The following is a 19620-nucleotide window of genomic DNA, read 5'->3' as shown; positions in this document are numbered from 1 at the left end:
GGGAGACCCCCTCTCAAATAAGTGATCTCCCTTTTAAAAATAGTTTTTCATGATATCGGCAATATAACCTTCACAGTCGTTCCAACTCCAACTTCACTTTCAAAACTCATTTTACCGTTGTGGTCTTTAATAATTTTTTCTGTAACTACTAAACCTAAACCTGTTCCCGTTTCTTTCGTTGTGTAAAAAGCTTCATTTAGCTTCGGAATTTTGTCTTTTGGGATGCCGCATCCCTCATCCTTAACTTGAACAATGATTGCATCTTCTACAGTCACTTTAATCGTAATCGTTCCGCCAACTGACATTGCTTCAATTGCATTTTTAATTAAATTAAAGAATACTTGCTTTAATCGTTTTTCCTCACATGTAATCGATGGTATGTCTTTACTATAAATACCTTGTATGTGCACTCCTTGCTTTAGAGCAGGCTTACCCATAACTCGAATAACATAAGCGATAATTTCTTCTATATTATGAATTTCTGATTCTGGTGATTTAGATTTCTCAAATCCACTAAGTTCTGTAGCGATTGTATGAATTCGTTCTACTTCTTGTTTCATGATATCACTATATATTTTATCCTCAGGATATTTATTCGCTTGCTTATTCACAAACTTATCTAAATTCGCTAGAGGTCCTCTAATTTTGTAGCCAATAACTGTTGCCATTTTCCCAACAGTTGCTAGTTTTTCTGTTTGTTCTATTTCTTTATCCATCATCTCAAGCGTACGAACGTAAGAATGAAATCTCAAAAACATAATCCAACATATGATAGTAAATACGCTATATAATGCCATTGGGATTAAAACGAGTGACGATTGAATAATGATTCCTGTAAGAGCGTACTTTCCAACAAGTATCCCTGTAACTAACCAAAAATACCTTTTGTTCACAAAGATTGGTGCAAATAAAATAAAAAATCCTTCTACTATATTCCCACCATCAAACTCAGCATCACTACCGTAGTAAATCATAAAATTATGGATAAAATCTAATAAATTATATCCAATTAAAATAATATACTTTACTGCAAATGGATTTTTCCATTTCATAAAATATATTCCAGTACAAAATAAGACCACCATCAGGAAATAAAGCCATAAACCTAAACCATCTTCAAATTCTCCTACTCCTTCTTGCTCTCCTCCTATTAAAGGTACAATAAATTCATAGGCAAGATCGTATACAAAAAATATAACAAAAAATAAACTTAAAAATACTTTCAGCGCCTTTATTTCTTCATTTTTAAATATATCGTCTTTATTCATATGGTAACTCCTAGCTTTTCTCCCACTTGTATTTCATTATTTCCATATTTTTTTGGGAGAATAATATCTATTCTCGTTCCCTTATCTCTTTCACTTGAAATACGTAACTTACCAAGATGTTCGTTGACAATGCGATCCGCTACCGTAAGTCCCAGGCCAATTTTATCTTGCTTCGTTGTATAAAAGGCCTCTTTAACACGTGCTAAGTTTTCCTTCTTAATACCGTAACCATTATCGATTACACTTAGCATTACATAATCTTGTCCTTTATTTTCTAATCGTAAATCTAATGTGCCACCTTGCTCCATTGCCTCCAGAGCATTTTTTATAACATATAGCACGACTCCTCTTATTTTCCGCTCATCGCATTCAACTTCTATCGTCTTTTCTTCTACACTAGAAATAAGCTGAATGTTGGATTCATTCATTTTTTCGCGGACAATTGTTACTACTTGTAATGCAATTTCTCCTATATTATGTTTCTTATAAATAGAAGGTTTACATGTAGCAACTTCCATTAACTCACTTATCATACTATTCATATTTTCTATTTCAAAAATCATCTGTTTATAAACAGGATCCTCTCCATGCTTCTCTCGTTGTAATTGCGTAAATCCTTTTAATGAAGCAAGTGGATTTTTAATTTCATGTCCTACTGTCGCTGCCATTTTTCCGACTACCGCTAATTTTTGTGATTCACTAGCAATCTTAATACTTTTCTTTACCGCTGAAAGGTATTGTATAAATCGATTTAAAATGATGTATGCTGCTATTAATACGAGTGTATACATAATGAGGAACATAAACGCTTTTACTTCCTCTAATACAAATAAATAAATTAAATATTTCCCTATAATAGTGACAAGTACGCACACAAAAAATCTTTTATTTATAAATATAGGTACAAAGAAAATAAGAATAATTTCTATTATATTTACCGCATCAAATACCGCCTTATTATAAAGCATATACGAAAGTATATTAGCCATTTCTATCCCTATGTATGCAAAAATACATGCATATTTAACAAGGGTTGCTTTCTCTTTTTTTATTAAATATATATTCACGCCCAATATTGCTGTTCCGCAAATAACTTGCCATATTATGCTATGTCCTTTATCCATTAGTGATTTATTTTCTAATAAGATTCCGTAGAAAATTTGGTATAAAACAACAATGACATATAGCACCCACAAAAAGATTTTGGCATTCCTTTCTTCTTCTTTATATGATAGAAATTTTCCTTTCACTTCAACACCCCTTCAAAATAATATCTCGAAGAATACCATTTATTATAATAAATGATTTTCATAGACAAACAAAGATAAATCGAACAATTGAGGAAAATCATCCCAATAGAGCGAAGTATCTTCAGACTATATATAAGCATAAAAGCTATAAACAATAATACGTATATTATGGGAGGTGTTTTATATGAACGGCAAAAAAAATAAAAAGACAGAACAACTGGAATCCTTCACGCGTGAGAATGAAGGAAAGGAAATGACAACAAATACAGGTGTTACAATTTCAAATGATGAAAACTCTTTAACCGTCGGCGATCGTGGTCCTACCCTTCTAGAAGATTTTCTTATGCGGGAAAAACTTGCTCATTTTGATCGTGAACGAATTCCTGAAAGAGTCGTTCATGCAAGAGGATACGGCGCACATGGTATTTTCGAGCTATATGAATCTTTAGAGGAACTAACAATGGCCCACTTTTTACAGGACCCTTCAAAAAAAACACCACTTTTTGTTCGCTTCTCTGAAGTGGCTGGATCAAAAGGTGCGAATGAAACAAATCGAGATGTACGAGGGTTCGCTGTTAAATTTTATACAGAAGAAGGAAATTTTGATTTAGTCGGAAACAATATTCCTATTTTTTTCATTCAAGATGGCATTAAATTCCCTGATCTTATTCACGCCCTTAAACCTGAGCCGCATAATGAGATTCCACAGGGACAAACAGCACATGATACATTTTGGGACTTCATCGCCAATAACCAAGAATCGGCTGCGATGATGATGTGGATTATGTCTGATCGTGCCATTCCAAGAAGTTTTCGAATGATGCAAGGGTTTGGCGTTCATACATTTCGCTTAGTGAATAAAAATGGAAAGTCACGATTCGTAAAATTTCACTGGAAGCCGAAGCTCGGCATTCACTCATTAATTTGGGATGAAGCGCAAAAATTAGGTGGTGCTGATCCAGATTACCATCGCCGTGATTTATGGGAAAATATTAATGCTGGAAACTATCCTGAATACGAACTTGGTATTCAAATTCTAGAAGAAGAGGATGAATTTAAATACGATTTCGATATATTAGATGCAACGAAAATTTGGCCTGAAGAAGATTTCCCCGTTAAAATCATCGGAAAAATGACATTAAATCGCAACGTCGAGAATGTATTCGCTGAAACAGAGCAAGTCGCACTTCATCCTGGAAGTATCATCCGTGGTATTGATTTCACCAATGATCCGCTCTTACAAGGTAGACTCTTTTCTTATACAGACACTCAATTGGCACGCGTCGGTACAAATTATCAAGAATTACCGATTAACCGTCCTGTATGCCCATTTCATAACAATCAAAGAGATGGTGCATCTAAATATATAATTGATAAAGGAAAAATCGCTTACCATAATAATTCCTTAGCAAATAACACTCCTTACACTGTCCCCGGTACAAAGGGTGGGTTCGTTACATACCCTTCTACTGTATCAGGGCATAAAACGAGAGAAACAGCCGCCAGTTTCAAAGATCATTTCTCTCAAGCACGTTTATTTTGGAATAGTATGAGTAACGTCGAAAAAGTTCATATTATGCAAGCCTTCTCCTTTGAATTAGGAAAAGTAAAAAGTAAATCCGTCCGTCAACAAGTCGTAAATATGATTGGACATATTAGTAGTGAACTAGCTACATTAGTCGCTGAAGCGGTCGGAGCAAAAGTCCCAAATATTCAAGAATCGAGCGTTACGAAATCATCGCCAGCACTCAGTATGGCAAATACGACATTTAGTCCTAATACATTACGAGTAGGTGTCATTGTTGCAAATGGATATGACGGACAAAACGCGCAATATATACTAAATCAATTCAAACAAGTTGGGTTGCAACCAGTAATTGTTTCCGAACGATTAGGTATTGTACAAGGAACGCAAAATGTACGTTGGGACGTGAATGATACTTTTTTAACAGGATCTTCACTTCTTTATGATGGGCTACTTCTTATTGGAGGAAACCTTGATGAACAGTTTCTTAATAAAGCGAGTTCATTTGTCGTAGAATCATATAATCACTTTAAGCCAATTGGTGCCTTCCAAAATGGATCTACTGTTATTCAATCTTTAAATATTAAAGGAAAGCCTGGTGTCTTACTAGAACAGAACCCTACGCTCCTGGCGAATGAATTTATTAAAGCTATGACGAAACAACGCTTTTGGGATAGAGCATATGAATAGGTTAGGGGGATAATTTATGTTTGTTACCGTCGAGAAAGATGTGTATATTTTTGTGCAAGACGTTAATCCTGGACCCGGTAGTAAAACCGTGTTCTTCGTCCACGGCTGGCCTTTAAATCATCAAATGTACCAATATCAACTCAATGTGTTACCACAGCACGGTTTCCGCTGTATCGCTATGGATATACGCGGAAACGGACAATCTGATAAACCGTGGACTGGTTACACATACGATCGTTTAGCAGACGATATCGCCATTGTTCTAGAAGCACTTCAAGTAGAAAATGCTACATTAGTCGGTTTTTCAGTAGGTGGCGCTCTTTCTATTCGGTACATGTCTCGCTACAATGGTCATCGCATTTCTAAACTTGTATTAGTCGATGCTGTTTCCCCTTCTTTCGTTAAAAATCAAGAATCTCCCTATGGTGTCCCAAAAGAACAAGCAGATACCCTCATTAATCAAATGTATGCCAATATGCCAAAATTTTTAAATGATGTATCTTTATCATTTTTTAATAGAAACTTAGGATCTGCTACGTTAGAATGGTTTTCTTATCTCGGTATGCAGTCTGCTTCCTACGCTCTCATCAAAATATTGCAAGCAGCTGCAAATGAAGATGTAACGAAAGATTTAAGTAAAATTAACGTCCCAACAAAAATATTCCATGGTGTTCACGATCAACTTATCCCTTACAAAAGCGCTGAACTCACGCAAAAACGGATTAAAAATTCTCAGTTACATCCTCTTACAAATAGCGGTCACGGCTCTCCAATCGATCAAGCGGATGAATTAAATGAAGAACTTATAAAGTTTTTGCATTCATAAAAATCTATACCAAATCGTTTCGATAGGAACGCGGTTTTTGAAAAGATCAAAATTCACATATTTCTCACAAATCAATCAATAAAACGATTACATTTTCATTTATACTAAATGTACAGGTAATACTCCCTAAACCCAGCTTGTCTGGTTACCCCGTTAAATACTATAAAAAAAGAACTTGTATCGTTATACAAGTTCTTTTTGTTTGTTCTATTTAAAAAGTATATCTTTACTATACTGCTTTCCAGCAAGTAAATCATATTGGATCATTTTATATTGCTCTAACATTTCTTTTTGTTCCTTTGTTAAATCTGTTATCTCTTCTCCATCTTTATTAACCTTTAACTCATCTCTAAGAACTGGTATTTCTTTATGCATTTTCGATAAAAATTGATAAAATGGTGATTGATTTAATCCTGCATAATCAAAAACAAGACTAGAAAAATAAATCGGACTTACTAAACCTAAATTGTCATTTGGCAAATCGAAATTTGCGTACATTAACAATGGCGTTTCTGACATAATTAATCTTTCTCTTACTGTCTCTTCATTTTCTATATATCCTGATTCTTTATAAATAGACTTATTAGTTCCTAACATAGGTAAATGGTCTCCAAAGAAGACTATTAAAGTAGGTCTATCTAGATCGTCAAGCTGCTCGATTAAATATTGCAGAGCCTCATCCGATAATCTTATCCCTTCTGTATATGCTTCTAATTCCGCCTTCGATTCCTCTTCTGTTAATCCACTAATTTCTATTTTATTTTCTCCAAACATATTTGGCGTATACGGAAAATGATTTTGCATCGTCACCGCATGAATAAATGTAGGTTGTTTTCTCTTATTTAATTCATCTATGATTTCTTTACTCATAGATAAATCACCAATATTGTCTCCCACTACTTCTTTATTTTTCATCGTATCTTCTGCATTAAAATTATCGAATCCCAATGTTTTATATACATCTTCACGTTTATAAAACGATCGATTAAACGCATGAATTGCACTTGCATAATACCCTTGTTTTTTCAACTCACTTGCAATCGATGGAATCTCTTTTTGGCTTGGAACAGCTTGTTGATATGGTATAGAACCTGGCATTAAAAGACTCATCGAGTAACTCGTTAACGCTTCAAATTCTGTATTCGCTGTATTTCCTCCAAATGTAGGAGCTATCGTTTGTCCCCCTGGGAAATTCTCTATATAATGATGTAAATTCGGCACTGGATCTTCGCTAAATGAAAGATTCGTTAATTTTGTCGGATCCCAAAAAGCTTCACTCATAATAAATATAATATTCGGCTTCTCTGCTTTTTTTTGTCCTTTTATTTTATCGCCATATTGTTTTTCTATATCCTTTGCAATTTGCTGCATATTTTCTTTTGAATATTCTTTCGGCTCTTTAATGACTGTCGTATCTAAGTTGCTTAAAAATCCTATAACAAAACCATTCACCTTATAATTTGCGGCTTGATTCCACGCGCGGATGTCTACTCCACTTTTTATAAATATATTATTCATAAAGGTAGTAGGGTAGTTACTATATCCATACAACATAAACGCAGAGCCGCATATTAAAATAATCCTCATAATAATATGTGATTTTATAACCGGAATGTACTTTCGTATATACATAACTACAAATATAATCAAAACAATGCCCACTATTGCCAGAAACATATTCCAAAAACTAAAATACTCCATGACCATCGGTATAACGGAATTCATATGACCAATCTGTGTAAAATCCGACGGGTAAAATGGCTCTCCTCTAAAAATGAGTTTAAAATGGTTCACCATCACAAAAATAAGTAAGACTAAGCTAGTTATCGTTGTACTTAAGAAAACTCTTCCAAGCAAATTATATGCAAAAACGTATACCATATAAATAAATAATAGGCTTAATATATACTGTCCATATTGTAAATACGCCCATGTATTTACTACTATAAGGTTCATATCCTCCTGCACTATGATATACATCCAATTCATTGTATGAGCAATTAAAAATAATACAACATAAACTCGAATAGCCGGCCTCAGCTTATGACTGATGCCTTTATTTAAATGAATGATGTATAGTAGTACACTCCATAAAACAATAATGAGTATACTTAGCTGTATTTTCCCATTAAAAAATTCTTTAGTTCTCTCGAATTCGAAAGATCTTAACATAACAAAAAACAGCGTTTCTAAACAGATTGCCCACATTCCACTAAGAATGATAGAAATTAATAGGTTCTTCCTCGACTGCTGAGGAGAAAAACTAAGATAAAATTCATCTCTTCTTCGTTGTCGTGTTAAAAAATCAAAACGCAATTTATTCCCTCTTTCCTTTGCCCCTTCGTCTCGCATCCACAAACATATTGTCCTATACAAAATACCATATTTGTATGCAGCTAGTCTCCCTATGTGCTTGTAATATACACATGTATCCTTAATTTCCCCTTAAAAATACAGTGAAATTTTAATAAGCCCGAACCATTCAGGATTGAACGGGATAAAACTTCTTCGCTCTATATTCTAACAGCATAAATGAACTATGCTTCACAAAATTATTACCATAAAAAAAGAACCTACCAACACTGACAGGTTCTCCTTCATTCTAACAGACATGAGCATATGTATTATATAAGAGAAGACATCCATACTTTCCATATAATACATACAAGTACGATAACTACAAAATCAAAAAGATCTAATCTCGGGCCCTTCTTCATATTCATCTCTAGCCACATATGAATCCATTTTATTTTTGTATATTTTTGAATGTTTTTCTTTGCAAATCGATAAACGAGTACTTGCATAATAAAAAATCCGATTACGAAAATGAACAAGAAAATGAGAAAATCGACCACAAAATTCCTCCCTATTTTTGCAGCGATTTTTCTACTATTTGATTTCTCAAAACCCACTCTTCAAATTGAGCACTTCCGAATTCCCAGCTAAGATCACGAGCATGTACAGAAAAAACGTAATGACCAGCATATTCGTCCATAAATCTACCTGTCTCGATCTCATCTTTCTGAAGACCATATGTCCCAAAATTAAAATACACATCCCACACGTCTTCATTCTTCCGCTTATAAGCAATCGATTCCATATCACATTCTGTTCCGAAATAATCAAGATGTAAATGTACGCTATCATCATATTCGTAATCCATTTTATCACCCCTTATATTTGTACTTCTTTATCACCCAAAAAATTCCTGCTATCCACACTCACATATGGGCACTTACCTACATATCATGCTTGTAGAGTGACTTCTAGGAGGTGTCATATAGTGAAAAAATTAATAGCTGTTTTTTGCATCATGTTACTAGCTGTTTTCACATTTGCTGCTTGCAGTAGTAAAAAGGAAGGTACGAAAGAACAAACGCAAAACATTCGCATCGGCGAAGTTACCCATTCTCTCTTCTACGCCCCGTTATATGTCGGGATTGAAAAAGGATTTTTTAAAGATGAAGGATTAAATATTGACCTCCAAACAACAGCTGGCGGAGATAAAACGATGACCGCCCTATTATCTGGCGGAATTGATATTGCTCTCGTCGGTTCTGAAACGTCTATTTACGTTCATCAACAAGGTGCAAAAGACCCTATCATTAACTTCGCACAACTTACACAAACAGACGGAACATTTTTAGTTTCGCGTAAAAAATTAGACTCTTTTAATTGGAATGACGTAAAAGGTGTTACGTTTTTAGGACAGCGTAAAGGCGGCATGCCGCAAATGGTTGGAGAATACGTTTTAAAGAAAAATGGCATTGATCCTCACAAAGATACAAACTTAATTCAAAACATCGAATTTGCTAACATTGCAAGTGCCTTTGCATCTGGTACTGGGGAATTTGTACAGCTCTTTGAACCGACTGCAAGTATATTCGAAAAAGAAGGAAAAGGGTTTATCGTCGCTTCGTTCGGAAATGAATCTGGAACTGTTCCGTATACAACGTTCATGGCAAAAGAAAGCTTCTTAAAGAAAGATAAAGATGCTGCTGAAAAATTCACACGTGCGCTCTATAAAGCACAACAATGGGTTGATACACATAGTCCAGAGGAGATTGCTGATGTCGTTTCTCCGTTATTTAAAGACACTTCAAAGGACATTACAGTAAAAGTAATTGAACGTTATAAAAAGCAACATTCTTATGCGACAAATCCGCTATTAGATGCTGAAGAATGGAAACAGCTCCAAACGATTATGAAAGAAGCTGGCGAATTACAAAAAGAAGTTCCACATGAAGCGCTCGTCAATACAAAAATTGCCGAAAGCGTTATTAAGAAATAGAGGCGAAGTGTATGAGTTTTTTACAAATACGTAACGTTTCTCACTGCTTTTTCGCAAAAGAGAATGCTAAATTGATTCTCGAAGACATGAGTTTACAAGTGGAAGAAGGCGAATTTATTTCTATACTCGGTCCAAGTGGTTGCGGCAAAACAACACTCCTCTCCATTATTGCCGGGTTACTTGATCCAATTGAAGGCATCGTCTTTTTAGATGGTGAGCCCATTACAACAAAAACTTCATCTATGGGGTATATGCTGCAGCAAGATTACTTGTTCCCTTGGAAAACAATTGAAGAAAATATTATGCTTGGACTTCACACTCGAAAACTTTACAATGAACAGACGAAAAAACATACTTTACAACTTTTAAAGCAAGTCGGTCTACATGATGTAGAAGAGCAATACCCTCGTGAACTGTCCGGCGGTATGCGTCAACGTGCCGCTCTCGTTCGAACGTTAGCGACCGATCCGAAAATTTTATTGCTAGATGAACCTTTTTCAGCTCTCGATTATCAAACGAAGTTGAAACTAGAAAATCTCGTCTTCACATTATTACGTAACTATAAAAAAACATCACTACTTGTCACACACGATATTGAAGAAGCCATTGCGATGAGTGATCGTATTTATTTACTACAAGCGAATCCTGGAAAAATTGCAAAAACATTTATCGTCCCAGAAAGCATCCGTTCCTTATCACCGTTAGAATCACGCCACCACCATGACTTCCCATCCCTCTTCCAAGATATATGGAAGGAGCTGGAGCGACTTGGATAATATAAAGCAACTACATGAACAGTTTCGGAAGAAAGAACGTAGGCGCGCATGGTTAGCACGCTCACTGCAGCTTTTACTGCTCATTCTTTTCTTTTCACTATGGGAAATAGCTAGCAAAAAAGAGTGGATTGATCCTTTACTCTTTAGCTCTCCTTCAAGCATTTGGGATCTCTTCCTTAGTAAATGGATTGACGGTTCGCTTTGGGTTCACATATGGACGACATTACTTGAAACAGGAGTAGGCTTCATTCTTGGAACAGTGCTCGGTGCTATTATCGCTACTTTTCTTTGGTGGATGCCACTTCTCGCTCGCGTGCTCGACCCCTATCTCGTCGTCCTAAACGCCATGCCAAAAGTGGCACTTGGACCTATTATCATTGTAATCTTCGGTCCAAATATTTCTTCGTCGATTGCAATGGGGGTAATCATTTCCATTATCATTACCATTCTCGTTATTTACAGCGCATTTCAAGAAGTCGATTCTAACTATATAAAAGTGATGGACACATTTGGCGCGAATAAATGGCAATGTTATAAGCAAGTCGTTCTCCCTGCATCCTTCCCAGCAATTATTTCAACGTTAAAAGTGAACGTTGGTTTATCATGGGTCGGTGTTATATTCGGCGAACTTCTCGTCTCTAAACAAGGTCTTGGCTACTTAATTAGCTACGGATTCCAAGTATTTAATTTCACGCTCGTCTTACTGAGCGTACTACTCACCTGTGTCCTCGCAACACTTATGTATGTGTTTGTTGAGGCATTTGAAAAACTTCTAATTGGAAAACGAAAAAGAAGCTGACTTAGGACGATAGACTATAGTCAGCTTCTTTCTTTACCTTTTATCACACATCTTTGTTTCATTTGTAACGTTTCCATCCGCAACCGTAACTGTATGGAAACAATCTTTCACACGTACTGTAACGACATTTTCTTTTCGATCTATTACATGATAATCATCATACTTTTTATTTAATGCACTACGAATTTGCTCTCCTTCAAAAATCGGAAAACCGTGAGACATTACCCAAATGAGACCAGCAACCGCAAGAATCGTTTTCATACGTTTCATTACCTCCTTGAGAGTAAACTTATAGTCCCTACAATATGCGCATTATAATTGTGTCTAATTTGTGACATTTTTATACTAATTCTCTTTTAAAGCTTCAGTTCCTTCTTCTTTTTTACAAAAAGACAGAATTTTCAATTTTATCAACATAAAAAAACGCAAAGAACTAAAATTCTTTACGTTTTATTGGCAAAAATATATACCTCTCATTATTGTCATTGTCCGCTTTGTTACTCTATCGTTTTCGAAACATCATATAACCCCGACAACACTTCCGCTCTCATTTTTACAAGCTCAGGGAACTGATAGAAGAACGCAATTTTTTTATACTTTAACTCCGATCCTTCTTTCACCTTTTTTGAATCTTGCAAAATAAATGCTGTAAACGTATCTGCAATATCTTCCGCTACATTTGTCGTTCCATACTGTGATACAAACTCATCATGCTTTTCTTTAAAAAATTCAATTTGAGTTTCTTCACTTTCTTCCACTTTCTTTTCTGTCCACTCCTGCTCAATGTCCTTCCAGAAAGAGTTATAAAATTGATTAATATAAGATTTTTCCTTCGCACATCCCTCTTGTAAGAAAAGAGTTTCACAGTTATTTCGGTATGTTGAAATATCTTTATCTTCTTCAAAATCCTTTACATACTTTTCATCTACTGGTATTTGCTTATACCCGAGCGTCAACACGTGAGCCGTCTCATGAATTAATGTTTTCATCACTTCATCGATATTTACCGCCGAATCAAGCGTATCTAAGCTAAGAATCCAATCTTTCGGATTCTCCATACTAGGCATAACGTGAGCAACAACACCGTCATAACCGTCCGTTATTAAATCAAATTCTGTTATATTCCCGCGATATTGAGCTGGAATGAGAGTACGATACATATCCCATAAGTCTTCATGATACCCTCTATCTTGACGCTGTTGTAGCACCTCTTCTTTCGCTTCTTTATCTTCAGCGAATACTTTATTTAAACGTTTTCGTTCTATTTTTTCAAAATAAGGATCTACAATTTCATCACCATCAATATAATAAGAAGCTAAAAAGAAATAATTTTCGTCATCCTCTTTTTTCTGCTCTGCCCCTTTCATATCCGCATTTTCATGCTCTTCTATATCATAATCTTCTACTGCTTCAAGCTCAGATAATCCATCTATTTTTTCATATACTTTTTGAAGTTTATTATCTCCTATTTCCACGCATTCTTCTTCTGTTTTACAAACTTCTTTTTCCTTCACACTCTTCATAGAACTATCGCATCCTGCTATTAAACCAATTGCGACGATAACCCCTACTAACTTGCCATACAGTCTCTTCATATAAACCTCCGTCGTTCCATTCTACAAAAATATCATAATCAATTTCTAACGAATATGCGATACTTAATTAAATAAACTGTAAGGGGGGCCATGATTCGAGCAGTCTTCTTCGACTTAGATGGAACATTAGTAGATCGGCGCCAATCTCTAGAAAATTATATTAGCGATTTTTACAATATATCGACTTACCGACAAAAGCTGACAAACAAAAAAGAGGCCGTTTTTCAAAAACGCCTCCTCTTCCTTTATTATTCATATACTGTAAACTGCGGTTTACTCGGATGATCTTTAACTTGCGCATCCTCTGGAAACTTTGATACTTTTTGATATAGAGCAATGTCACCGATACAACCTGCTGTTAGTAAAATCCCTAAAAATGAGATGGATTGCACGTTCGTAGCTAACCCAATTACAATTGGCAAAATTCCAGTTGGTAAAAACGGCAGCATTAACACTTTCTTCATTTGCTTTACTGTAATCGCCTGTTTAGAATGAGCATATGCAACACCTAATTTCCAATTAACGCCCCATTTCAGTTCACTCCATGGAACGCCTCCGATATAGCGAAACCCTATTAAATGTATCGCTTCATGAATACAAACGAGAACAATCATTGTGATAATAAAAAGAAACAGGGTTGGTAACGTAATTTCAATTTGAAACCCACCTGAAAGAAGTGAATGTAAAAAACTAACTCCAATCGCCAGAGCGAATGCTATACAACATGAATAGAAATTTAATTTAACCATCGAAACAGTAATAGTCGTTTCTTTACTTTTATGCATCTTTCCCCTCCTAAAACGCAAATATATCTTTACAAAATTGTATAATATACCCAAAATGATGTAAATATATATTTACATTTATTCTTGCACACAAAAAAAGAAACCGGCCACTTTACTTCGTAAAACAGCCGATTTCTTCTATATGTTTCATCGTGCGCGCCAGTACATCGTCACGCATTATAAAGCTAAATTTTCTATCCGTTTTAATATTGTCAGGAATGTCTGTTAATAAAACAGATCCTTTCGTTTCTTCGTAATGCGTATGTTCTTCTACCGCACTAATTGTTGCAAAATAAATGTTTTTAATGATTATTTTGTCTTTTCCAGATACTTTATATTGTCCTAAGTAAGTTAAATCAGAAACTATGCCGCCAGTTTCTTCATGAACCTCTCGAACTGCCGCTTCTTCCGGTGTTTCCCCTAGTTCTACTTTACCACCTGGAAATTCAAGACCGCGACGTAAATGATGCGTTAATAACCATTGATCCCCGTACCGGCATACAACCCAAACATGCTTTGGCTCAGGAGAAAATGGATAACGTTCAAACGATAATTGTACAGTGTTGTGGTAATAATCTTTAAATTTGTACATGCCATTACTCCCCTATTGATGGTTACAAGTTTTTCCTACCACAAATTGTAGCATATTCTCGCTTTTCTGCATAATATTATCCAATTACAATCCATTGATTATTCCCATTTGCGCGACTAATTCTTTCGTCTCATGATTTCCTAAATCGTAAATCATTTTATATGCTTTTTGTAGTTGTTCATCATATCGGTCATTATTCGAATCGTGATGATACTCAACAAATGGAACGTGAGAACGTACAAATGAACCTAAATCCTCTACATATGCTTGATCAAAGTACTCTCTTAACTCCGTAATTTCCTCATCACTTGCGGAAACCTCAAAATTATACGTATCCGCCGTCTTCACTTGCGAAATTTGACCGTTTCCTATTGATATATAATATGTTTTTTTCGTCTCCATGTAACACCCTTCTTTCATCCTTTTAATTTCTATTGTTTTCATCAATTACAAAATTATGTAAAATAAAGAAAAGGAGGGATTCCATGTTCAAAATATTAATTATCGGTATTATAATCGTCCTAGTCATACTAGTACTCTCCGTCATGACAATTAATAAAGGCTACGCTTATAAACATTCTGTTGATAAGCCAGAAGATAACCCTTATACAAAAAACAGCAAGAAGAATTCATAATACGCTTCATATACTACTTATTTTAGCCCACATCATATTCAGTATTCGTTTACTGGCAGGTCAACATAACTTTCTACTACTTTCACAATTTCTATTAGGGACTTTACTGTTTCTTATTACCATTGAACAAATAAGGAAAAAGGCTTCATTTTGATTGTTCTCATTATCAACTATATAAAATAACTGGAGGTATATATGCTAAAAGGGATACAGATTACTTTTTCACTTATCGCTTTATGTATAGCAATCTATGGATTTTTTACTGGCAATAGAGAAATGATGCCTTATATGTTCTTTTTCTTAGGATTAATGGCTTTCACTGTAGCGCTAGGAGAAATAAAAAAACATAGACAATCTAGCAGCATACTTGCTTTCATAGCTGGAGCCGGTGCTTTATTTCTTAGCTTCTCAGAACTATTTCGGTAAATAATTTATTTAAAAAGGTGGAGATTTGTATGCTAAAAACCTTTCGCATTATATCCGTCTTGTCGTCATCGTTCTCGCCCTATCCGTAATATTTACAAACGCACTTGTTACAATGCCTTATATGCTCATCGCCTTATCTATTATGACCTTCATCCTGAGCGCAGAAGAAAAACAGAAACAAAAGAAAGTACATAGTACACTCTCCTTCTTTTCTGGCGTATTCACTTTAAGCGTTGCTATTATAATTTTTGTCTCTCAATAACTATCTTTCTACTAGGAGGTTAAAGTGCATATAAGAAAATTACAGCTAACCATCGTTTTTATTACTTTGATCTTATGTTTATACAGCACATTTACAATGAACTTTCAAACCTTTTCACCTATCATTTTGTTCCTCTTTAGTTTATATGGCATTTTAGTAGGAATTGAGACGATTCAAAAACAACAAAAACAAATTGGAGCTATTAGCATCGGTTTAAGTCTTTTTACGATTGTTTTTGTTATTCCATTTATAATGTTCTTTTAAAGGAGGATTATATGTTTAAAAACATTCGAATTATAATAGCTACTATCGCTCTTATTCTCGCCCTATTTAGCTTCTTCGCAAATATCCCTATGCTTTTACCCTACGTTTTTATCCTTTTGAGTATTATGTTTATCCTTTTTGGAATCGATGAAATAAAAGAGCGGCAAAAAGCAAAAGCATTTGTTTATTTTCTCGGTTCTGCCTTTATTTTATATGTTGGGGTGTCTAGTATACTTTCATAAAAAAGAAGAGCATGTTTTGCTCTTCTTTAACTCACCATTTTCAACCCAATAATCGTCCCCATAATTCCAACGATACAAATAATCCGAAAAGCATTTTTCGGCTCTTGAAAGAATAAAATACCGACAACTGCTGCCCCGAGCGTCCCAATCCCAGTCCAAACTGCATATGCAATTGATAACTGAATTTCTTGGAGTGCCATCGTTAAAAATTGAAAACTAATAATAAATCCACCTATTAAAATAATATTATTCGTCCAATTATTATCTTTTGCTACTTTCTTTATCCCAATTACACCGACAATTTCAAAAAGCCCAGCTATAATTAAATACATCCACGCCATTTTATTTCACCTCTTCCTTGTCACCACTAAATTTCAATCCGATAATAAATAGTGCTAATAAACAAACAAGGAAAATTTTAATAAATGAGAACGGCTCTTTAAAATATAAAATATCTACTACTATCGTTCCCACTGTCCCAATTCCAGTAAATACTGCATATGCCGTTCCAATTGGGATTCTTTTAGTTGCTTCAATTAATAGATGAAAACTAACTAAAATTGCAATAAGTGTCAAAATACTCATCGAATTTGTTTTTAATCCCGTTGCCCAATATATTTCGATTAAGCCTCCAAATACTAAATACAGCCACGCCCTATTTGTACTAATCTCCTTTTTCTTTTTCACTTCTTCTTTTACCTCTTGTCGTATTTCTTGTTTTGAAGAGCTACGTTTCTTTTTTGGAAAAAGAATGTAGGACATCGCCCATATAAAATGAATCATAAGTACCGATGTCCAAACACTGATAATGGTATTAATAGTTTCATTTTTATAAAAGCCTATTTGTTTATTCAAAATCCATTCTTTCATATGAAGAATATAAGATCCACTTGGTAACTCTTGAGCTGGTACAAGCCCTATTAGAAAAATAAATAAAAGCTGCGCAAGAATGAAAATGCCCACATGTTTACAAAAGTATTGCCGCTCTAATCGTGCGTGCTCCTTTCCATATAGCTTCTCTTTTTGCATAGCTGTCATTTATCTTCCTCCTTTTTCAAATAATAATCTACCATTTCATCTATATACTTCATTGTTTCCGAATCAAGTCCATATACTTTTGCAATCTCCCCCTCTTCAGGTCTAATTAATTCCCAATACTTATTTATTAATTGTTCATCTTCTTGAAATATATGCATGGAAAAAGCCACTACTTTCTCCGCCAATTGTTGAACTTCTGGTGAATCTACTGGTTCATTTATACGCTCGCGAATTTCTCTTAATACTTGCAGCCACTCTTTCGTTCTTTTATCGTTTTCTTCAAATGTTGGTAAGCCCTGAATAATCTGCTGCTCTTCCTCATTAAAATATCTTTTCCAAAATTTCTCCCTCTGATCAATTCCCTGTACTGATTTTATAAATAACATTAAATCTTCTGTTCTAAGCTCTCCTGTTAATTCAATGGAATGAAATGTTGTATATAGTAGCTTTTCTAAATCCTGTAATCTTTTTACTTCCCCTTGTATTGTTTGAATTTCATTTTGAATCGCATTCTTCCATCTTTCTTCTTCTGAAATCCCCTTTGCTTCTTTTAATACTCCTTTTATTTCTGAAAGCTTAAAACCAAGCTTTTTAAAAGTTGTGATTTGCTGCAATGTAATTACATCATCTTTTGAATAGTAACGATATCCTGAGTCAGCAACATAAGACGGTCTTAACAATCCAATTTCCTCATAATATCTAAGTGTTCTCGTCGTTACATTCGTTTCTTTTGAAATTTCGCCAATGCTATACTTATCCATCATTTCCTCCCTTTACTTACTTTATTTATCCCTACTATAAACTTTGACGTATACGTTAAAGTCAATACTCTTCATAACATACATTTCTACAAATAAAAAAACTGCCCTTTCACAGGCAGTTTTTCTTTCTATCCAAACACTTTCTCAAGTTCATCTTTATCTTGGCTTAACCAGAAGTTCATTAAGCGTTGAGCTCCTTCTAAGTCGTGAAGCTTCGCTTGACCACATTGTGTTTCATTTGCAGCTGGAATTTCTGTAATTTGAACCGCATCTTTTAATGTTAGTTCTAATAAATCAATAATTTCTCGAACCGTTGGTGTTCCGCTTACTACAAGATAATATCCTGTTTGGCAGCCCATTGGTGAAATATCGATAATATCAAAATGCGGATAACGATCAATATATTTACGTAAATTAAATGCTAATAAATGTTCTAACGTATGAATAACATCTGGTTTCATTGCTTGTTTATTCGGTTGGCAAAAACGAATATCAAATTTATTTACAATACCGTCACTTCCTACGTTGTGAACTCCGCAATGTCTTACATAAGGCGCCTTTACAATCGTATGATCTAATTCAAAGCTTTCTACTGATGGCATACAACATCTCTCCCGCTTTTAATTTAATTCCGTTATATCCAATATGATATAACGGAAATCAACATTAGTAAAGTATTATGTACAGTCGTGCTATAATACTTTAAGACTATGCGGAAAAGGAGACCATTATGAAACAGATTTTTATTGGGATTATACGCTTCTATCAAAAATTCATTTCTCCAATGACACCACCAACGTGCCGCTTTTATCCAACTTGCTCGCATTATGGATTAGAAGCATTTCAAAAACATGGTGCCCTAAAAGGTTTTTTGCTAACTTGTAAGCGGATATTAAAATGTCACCCTTTCCACCCGGGAGGATTTGATCCTGTCCCAGATAAAAAGGATGACAAAGTAAATTCTTAATTATCGTAACCATTCACAACTAAATCTAATTTTCCTGTGTCAGGATCTATAACAAGACCGTGAACAGGTACTTCTTCAGGAAGTAATGGATGGTTGCGAAGTATTGATACGCTATGTTCTACACTTTCTTCTACACTAGAGAATCCTTGTAGGAATCTTTCTAAATCGATTCCAGAATAACGAAGTGTATCTAATTTCTCTTCTGTGATACCGCGCTCTTTCATCTTCTCGATTGTACTGCTCGCTTGAATTTTAGCCATACCGCAATCATGGTGGCCAACTACACAAACTTCATCAGCACCAAGTTCGTATACAGCAACTAAAATACTACGCATAATACTTCCGAACGGATGGGAAATAACAGCGCCTGCTACTTTAATAATTTTCACATCACCGTTACGCATATTCATCGCTTTCGGTAATAATTCAACAAGACGAGTATCCATACAAGAGATAATTACCATCTTTTTGTTTGGAAATTTACCTGTTTCGTACTCTTCATATTTTTTTTCTTCAACAAATTTTTCATTGTATTGTAAAATCTCTTCTAATGACTTCATAGTAAAGAACCCTCTTTTCTCTCATTTACATTACTTATATAGTGTACCAAAATTTAAAAAACTCAAAA

Annotated in this window: 25 protein-coding genes and 2 pseudogenes; 12 read left to right on the top strand and 15 right to left on the bottom strand. The window is 34.8% G+C overall.

Going from position 1 to position 19620, the window contains the following annotated elements:
* Positions 1-47 precede the first annotated feature (47 nt).
* Both ILT06_RS00625 and ILT06_RS00620 read right to left on the bottom strand, forming a co-directional pair.
* The gene (locus tag ILT06_RS00625; protein ID WP_064474498.1) at positions 48-1268 is read right to left on the bottom strand and encodes an ATP-binding protein; all 1221 of its coding nucleotides are present in this window, start codon (positions 1266-1268) and stop codon (positions 48-50) included.
* Positions 1265-2518: an ATP-binding protein gene (locus ILT06_RS00620; protein WP_088047670.1), complete on the bottom strand. Its 1254-nt coding sequence runs from the start codon at positions 2516-2518 to the stop codon at positions 1265-1267. The genes ILT06_RS00625 and ILT06_RS00620 overlap by 4 nt, the downstream gene beginning before the upstream one ends.
* Positions 2519-2702: 184 nt before the next feature.
* Between ILT06_RS00620 and ILT06_RS00615 the strand changes: the two genes are divergently transcribed.
* Complete coding sequence (locus ILT06_RS00615) at positions 2703-4733, top strand: catalase (RefSeq protein ID WP_064474496.1); 2031 nt, start codon at positions 2703-2705, stop codon at positions 4731-4733.
* 16 nt (positions 4734-4749) lie between these two features.
* On the top strand, positions 4750-5559 hold the full coding sequence (locus ILT06_RS00610; protein ID WP_222654763.1) for an alpha/beta fold hydrolase: 810 nt from the start codon (positions 4750-4752) through the stop codon (positions 5557-5559).
* 207 nt (positions 5560-5766) lie between these two features.
* On the opposite strand, the gene ILT06_RS00605 is transcribed toward ILT06_RS00610, so the two are convergent.
* From ILT06_RS00605 to ILT06_RS00595, 3 genes are all read right to left on the bottom strand, one after another.
* On the bottom strand, positions 5767-7911 hold the full coding sequence (locus ILT06_RS00605; RefSeq protein ID WP_222654936.1) for an LTA synthase family protein: 2145 nt from the start codon (positions 7909-7911) through the stop codon (positions 5767-5769).
* 272 nt (positions 7912-8183) lie between these two features.
* Entirely contained in the window at positions 8184-8414 is a 231-nt protein-coding gene (locus ILT06_RS00600) for a hypothetical protein (RefSeq protein ID WP_064474494.1), read from the bottom strand.
* Between the two features lie 11 nt (positions 8415-8425).
* The gene (locus ILT06_RS00595) at positions 8426-8722 is read right to left on the bottom strand and encodes a DUF3986 family protein (protein WP_064474493.1); all 297 of its coding nucleotides are present in this window, start codon (positions 8720-8722) and stop codon (positions 8426-8428) included.
* A gap of 120 nt (positions 8723-8842) precedes the next feature.
* Between ILT06_RS00595 and ILT06_RS00590 the strand changes: the two genes are divergently transcribed.
* Genes ILT06_RS00590 through ILT06_RS00580 form a run of 3 tightly spaced genes read left to right on the top strand, consistent with a single transcriptional unit; the run spans position 8843 to position 11425 of the window.
* Complete coding sequence (locus ILT06_RS00590; protein WP_064474492.1) at positions 8843-9850, top strand: ABC transporter substrate-binding protein; 1008 nt, start codon at positions 8843-8845, stop codon at positions 9848-9850.
* A gap of 11 nt (positions 9851-9861) precedes the next feature.
* Positions 9862-10626, top strand: a complete 765-nt coding sequence (locus ILT06_RS00585) for an ABC transporter ATP-binding protein (RefSeq protein WP_098110787.1) — start codon at positions 9862-9864, stop codon at positions 10624-10626.
* The gene (locus ILT06_RS00580) at positions 10619-11425 is read left to right on the top strand and encodes an ABC transporter permease (protein WP_064474490.1); all 807 of its coding nucleotides are present in this window, start codon (positions 10619-10621) and stop codon (positions 11423-11425) included. The genes ILT06_RS00585 and ILT06_RS00580 overlap by 8 nt, the downstream gene beginning before the upstream one ends.
* A 33-nt stretch (positions 11426-11458) precedes the next feature.
* Here the strand turns inward: ILT06_RS00580 and ILT06_RS00575 are convergent, their stop codons facing one another.
* Both ILT06_RS00575 and ILT06_RS00570 read right to left on the bottom strand, forming a co-directional pair.
* Positions 11459-11686 carry a hypothetical protein gene (locus ILT06_RS00575; RefSeq protein WP_000849118.1) on the bottom strand — a complete coding sequence of 76 codons (228 nt, stop codon included), beginning with the start codon at positions 11684-11686 and terminating at the stop codon, positions 11459-11461.
* 236 nt (positions 11687-11922) lie between these two features.
* Positions 11923-13020 (bottom strand): recombinase family protein, encoded by a 1098-nt coding sequence (locus ILT06_RS00570; RefSeq protein WP_222654762.1) that lies wholly within the window; start codon positions 13018-13020, stop codon positions 11923-11925.
* Between the two features lie 90 nt (positions 13021-13110).
* Here ILT06_RS00570 and ILT06_RS00565 point away from each other — a divergent pair.
* Positions 13111-13197: pseudogene (locus ILT06_RS00565) on the top strand (HAD family hydrolase); the annotation flags it as partial.
* Positions 13198-13268: 71 nt separating this feature from the next.
* Here the strand turns inward: ILT06_RS00565 and ILT06_RS00560 are convergent.
* The 3 genes from ILT06_RS00560 to ILT06_RS00550 form a co-directional block, all read right to left on the bottom strand.
* Complete coding sequence (locus ILT06_RS00560) at positions 13269-13805, bottom strand: DUF3267 domain-containing protein (protein ID WP_149173688.1); 537 nt, start codon at positions 13803-13805, stop codon at positions 13269-13271.
* A 112-nt stretch (positions 13806-13917) separates the two neighbouring features.
* The gene (mutTA, locus tag ILT06_RS00555) at positions 13918-14397 is read right to left on the bottom strand and encodes an antimutator 8-oxo-(dGTP/GTP)ase (protein ID WP_000276386.1); all 480 of its coding nucleotides are present in this window, start codon (positions 14395-14397) and stop codon (positions 13918-13920) included.
* A gap of 84 nt (positions 14398-14481) precedes the next feature.
* Positions 14482-14799, bottom strand: coding sequence for a hypothetical protein (locus ILT06_RS00550; protein WP_064474487.1), 318 nt, complete (start codon positions 14797-14799; stop codon positions 14482-14484).
* A gap of 83 nt (positions 14800-14882) precedes the next feature.
* Between ILT06_RS00550 and ytzI the strand changes: the two genes are divergently transcribed.
* From ytzI to ILT06_RS00525, 5 genes and pseudogenes are all read left to right on the top strand, one after another.
* Positions 14883-15032 carry a YtzI protein gene (ytzI, locus tag ILT06_RS00545; RefSeq protein WP_000472802.1) on the top strand — a complete coding sequence of 50 codons (150 nt, stop codon included), beginning with the start codon at positions 14883-14885 and terminating at the stop codon, positions 15030-15032.
* Between the two features lie 195 nt (positions 15033-15227).
* Positions 15228-15458, top strand: coding sequence for a YczI family protein (locus ILT06_RS00540; RefSeq protein WP_064474486.1), 231 nt, complete (start codon positions 15228-15230; stop codon positions 15456-15458).
* Between the two features lie 29 nt (positions 15459-15487).
* Positions 15488-15720, top strand: a pseudogene (locus ILT06_RS00535) (DUF3953 domain-containing protein).
* 24 nt (positions 15721-15744) lie between these two features.
* Positions 15745-15984, top strand: coding sequence for a hypothetical protein (locus ILT06_RS00530; protein ID WP_064474485.1), 240 nt, complete (start codon positions 15745-15747; stop codon positions 15982-15984).
* 11 nt (positions 15985-15995) lie between these two features.
* Positions 15996-16226 carry a YczI family protein gene (locus tag ILT06_RS00525; protein WP_064474484.1) on the top strand — a complete coding sequence of 77 codons (231 nt, stop codon included), beginning with the start codon at positions 15996-15998 and terminating at the stop codon, positions 16224-16226.
* Between the two features lie 26 nt (positions 16227-16252).
* On the opposite strand, the gene ILT06_RS00520 is transcribed toward ILT06_RS00525, so the two are convergent.
* The 4 genes from ILT06_RS00520 to luxS form a co-directional block, all read right to left on the bottom strand.
* On the bottom strand, positions 16253-16567 hold the full coding sequence (locus ILT06_RS00520; RefSeq protein ID WP_000312450.1) for a DMT family transporter: 315 nt from the start codon (positions 16565-16567) through the stop codon (positions 16253-16255).
* 1 nt (position 16568) lies between these two features.
* Positions 16569-17264: a DMT family transporter gene (locus tag ILT06_RS32835; RefSeq protein ID WP_081257152.1), complete on the bottom strand. Its 696-nt coding sequence runs from the start codon at positions 17262-17264 to the stop codon at positions 16569-16571.
* On the bottom strand, positions 17261-18025 hold the full coding sequence (locus ILT06_RS00510) for a MerR family transcriptional regulator (protein ID WP_064474482.1): 765 nt from the start codon (positions 18023-18025) through the stop codon (positions 17261-17263). Before ILT06_RS00510 ends, ILT06_RS32835 begins: the two co-directional genes overlap by 4 nt.
* 128 nt (positions 18026-18153) lie before the next feature.
* A complete protein-coding gene (luxS, locus tag ILT06_RS00505) occupies positions 18154-18627 on the bottom strand; it encodes an S-ribosylhomocysteine lyase LuxS (protein WP_001141371.1) in 474 nt (157 codons plus the stop codon).
* Between the two features lie 128 nt (positions 18628-18755).
* On the opposite strand from luxS, the gene yidD reads away from it, so the two are divergent.
* Positions 18756-18992, top strand: coding sequence for a membrane protein insertion efficiency factor YidD (gene yidD, locus ILT06_RS00500; protein WP_016085830.1), 237 nt, complete (start codon positions 18756-18758; stop codon positions 18990-18992).
* On the opposite strand, the gene ILT06_RS00495 is transcribed toward yidD, so the two are convergent.
* Positions 18989-19552: a beta-class carbonic anhydrase gene (locus ILT06_RS00495; RefSeq protein WP_000838167.1), complete on the bottom strand. Its 564-nt coding sequence runs from the start codon at positions 19550-19552 to the stop codon at positions 18989-18991. The genes yidD and ILT06_RS00495 overlap by 4 nt on opposite strands.
* Between the last annotated feature and the right edge of the window lie 68 nt (positions 19553-19620).

Origin of the sequence: Bacillus sp. 17RED48 (assembly GCF_019837545.1) — a bacterium.
In the GTDB taxonomy this organism is placed as follows: Bacteria; Bacillota; Bacilli; order Bacillales; family Bacillaceae_G; genus Bacillus_A; species Bacillus_A wiedmannii.
This window is presented reverse-complemented; position numbering and strand designations above follow the sequence as displayed.

Coding starts and splice junctions, on each gene's coding strand:
- ILT06_RS00605 (WP_222654936.1), bottom strand. CDS start 7,911: ATGCGAGACGAAGGGGCAAAGGAAAGAGGGAATAAATTGCGTTTTGAT.
- ILT06_RS00495 (WP_000838167.1), bottom strand. CDS start 19,552: ATGAAGTCATTAGAAGAGATTTTACAATACAATGAAAAATTTGTTGAA.
- ILT06_RS00585 (WP_098110787.1), top strand. CDS start 9,862: ATGAGTTTTTTACAAATACGTAACGTTTCTCACTGCTTTTTCGCAAAA.
- ILT06_RS00525 (WP_064474484.1), top strand. CDS start 15,996: ATGTTTAAAAACATTCGAATTATAATAGCTACTATCGCTCTTATTCTC.
- ILT06_RS00615 (WP_064474496.1), top strand. CDS start 2,703: ATGAACGGCAAAAAAAATAAAAAGACAGAACAACTGGAATCCTTCACG.
- ILT06_RS00595 (WP_064474493.1), bottom strand. CDS start 8,722: ATGGATTACGAATATGATGATAGCGTACATTTACATCTTGATTATTTC.
- yidD (WP_016085830.1), top strand. CDS start 18,756: ATGAAACAGATTTTTATTGGGATTATACGCTTCTATCAAAAATTCATT.
- mutTA (WP_000276386.1), bottom strand. CDS start 14,397: ATGTACAAATTTAAAGATTATTACCACAACACTGTACAATTATCGTTT.
- ytzI (WP_000472802.1), top strand. CDS start 14,883: ATGTTCAAAATATTAATTATCGGTATTATAATCGTCCTAGTCATACTA.
- ILT06_RS00550 (WP_064474487.1), bottom strand. CDS start 14,799: ATGGAGACGAAAAAAACATATTATATATCAATAGGAAACGGTCAAATT.
- ILT06_RS32835 (WP_081257152.1), bottom strand. CDS start 17,264: ATGACAGCTATGCAAAAAGAGAAGCTATATGGAAAGGAGCACGCACGA.
- ILT06_RS00540 (WP_064474486.1), top strand. CDS start 15,228: ATGCTAAAAGGGATACAGATTACTTTTTCACTTATCGCTTTATGTATA.
- luxS (WP_001141371.1), bottom strand. CDS start 18,627: ATGCCATCAGTAGAAAGCTTTGAATTAGATCATACGATTGTAAAGGCG.
- ILT06_RS00570 (WP_222654762.1), bottom strand. CDS start 13,020: ATGAAGAGACTGTATGGCAAGTTAGTAGGGGTTATCGTCGCAATTGGT.
- ILT06_RS00625 (WP_064474498.1), bottom strand. CDS start 1,268: ATGAATAAAGACGATATATTTAAAAATGAAGAAATAAAGGCGCTGAAA.
- ILT06_RS00510 (WP_064474482.1), bottom strand. CDS start 18,025: ATGGATAAGTATAGCATTGGCGAAATTTCAAAAGAAACGAATGTAACG.
- ILT06_RS00610 (WP_222654763.1), top strand. CDS start 4,750: ATGTTTGTTACCGTCGAGAAAGATGTGTATATTTTTGTGCAAGACGTT.
- ILT06_RS00560 (WP_149173688.1), bottom strand. CDS start 13,805: ATGCATAAAAGTAAAGAAACGACTATTACTGTTTCGATGGTTAAATTA.
- ILT06_RS00575 (WP_000849118.1), bottom strand. CDS start 11,686: ATGAAAACGATTCTTGCGGTTGCTGGTCTCATTTGGGTAATGTCTCAC.
- ILT06_RS00520 (WP_000312450.1), bottom strand. CDS start 16,567: ATGGCGTGGATGTATTTAATTATAGCTGGGCTTTTTGAAATTGTCGGT.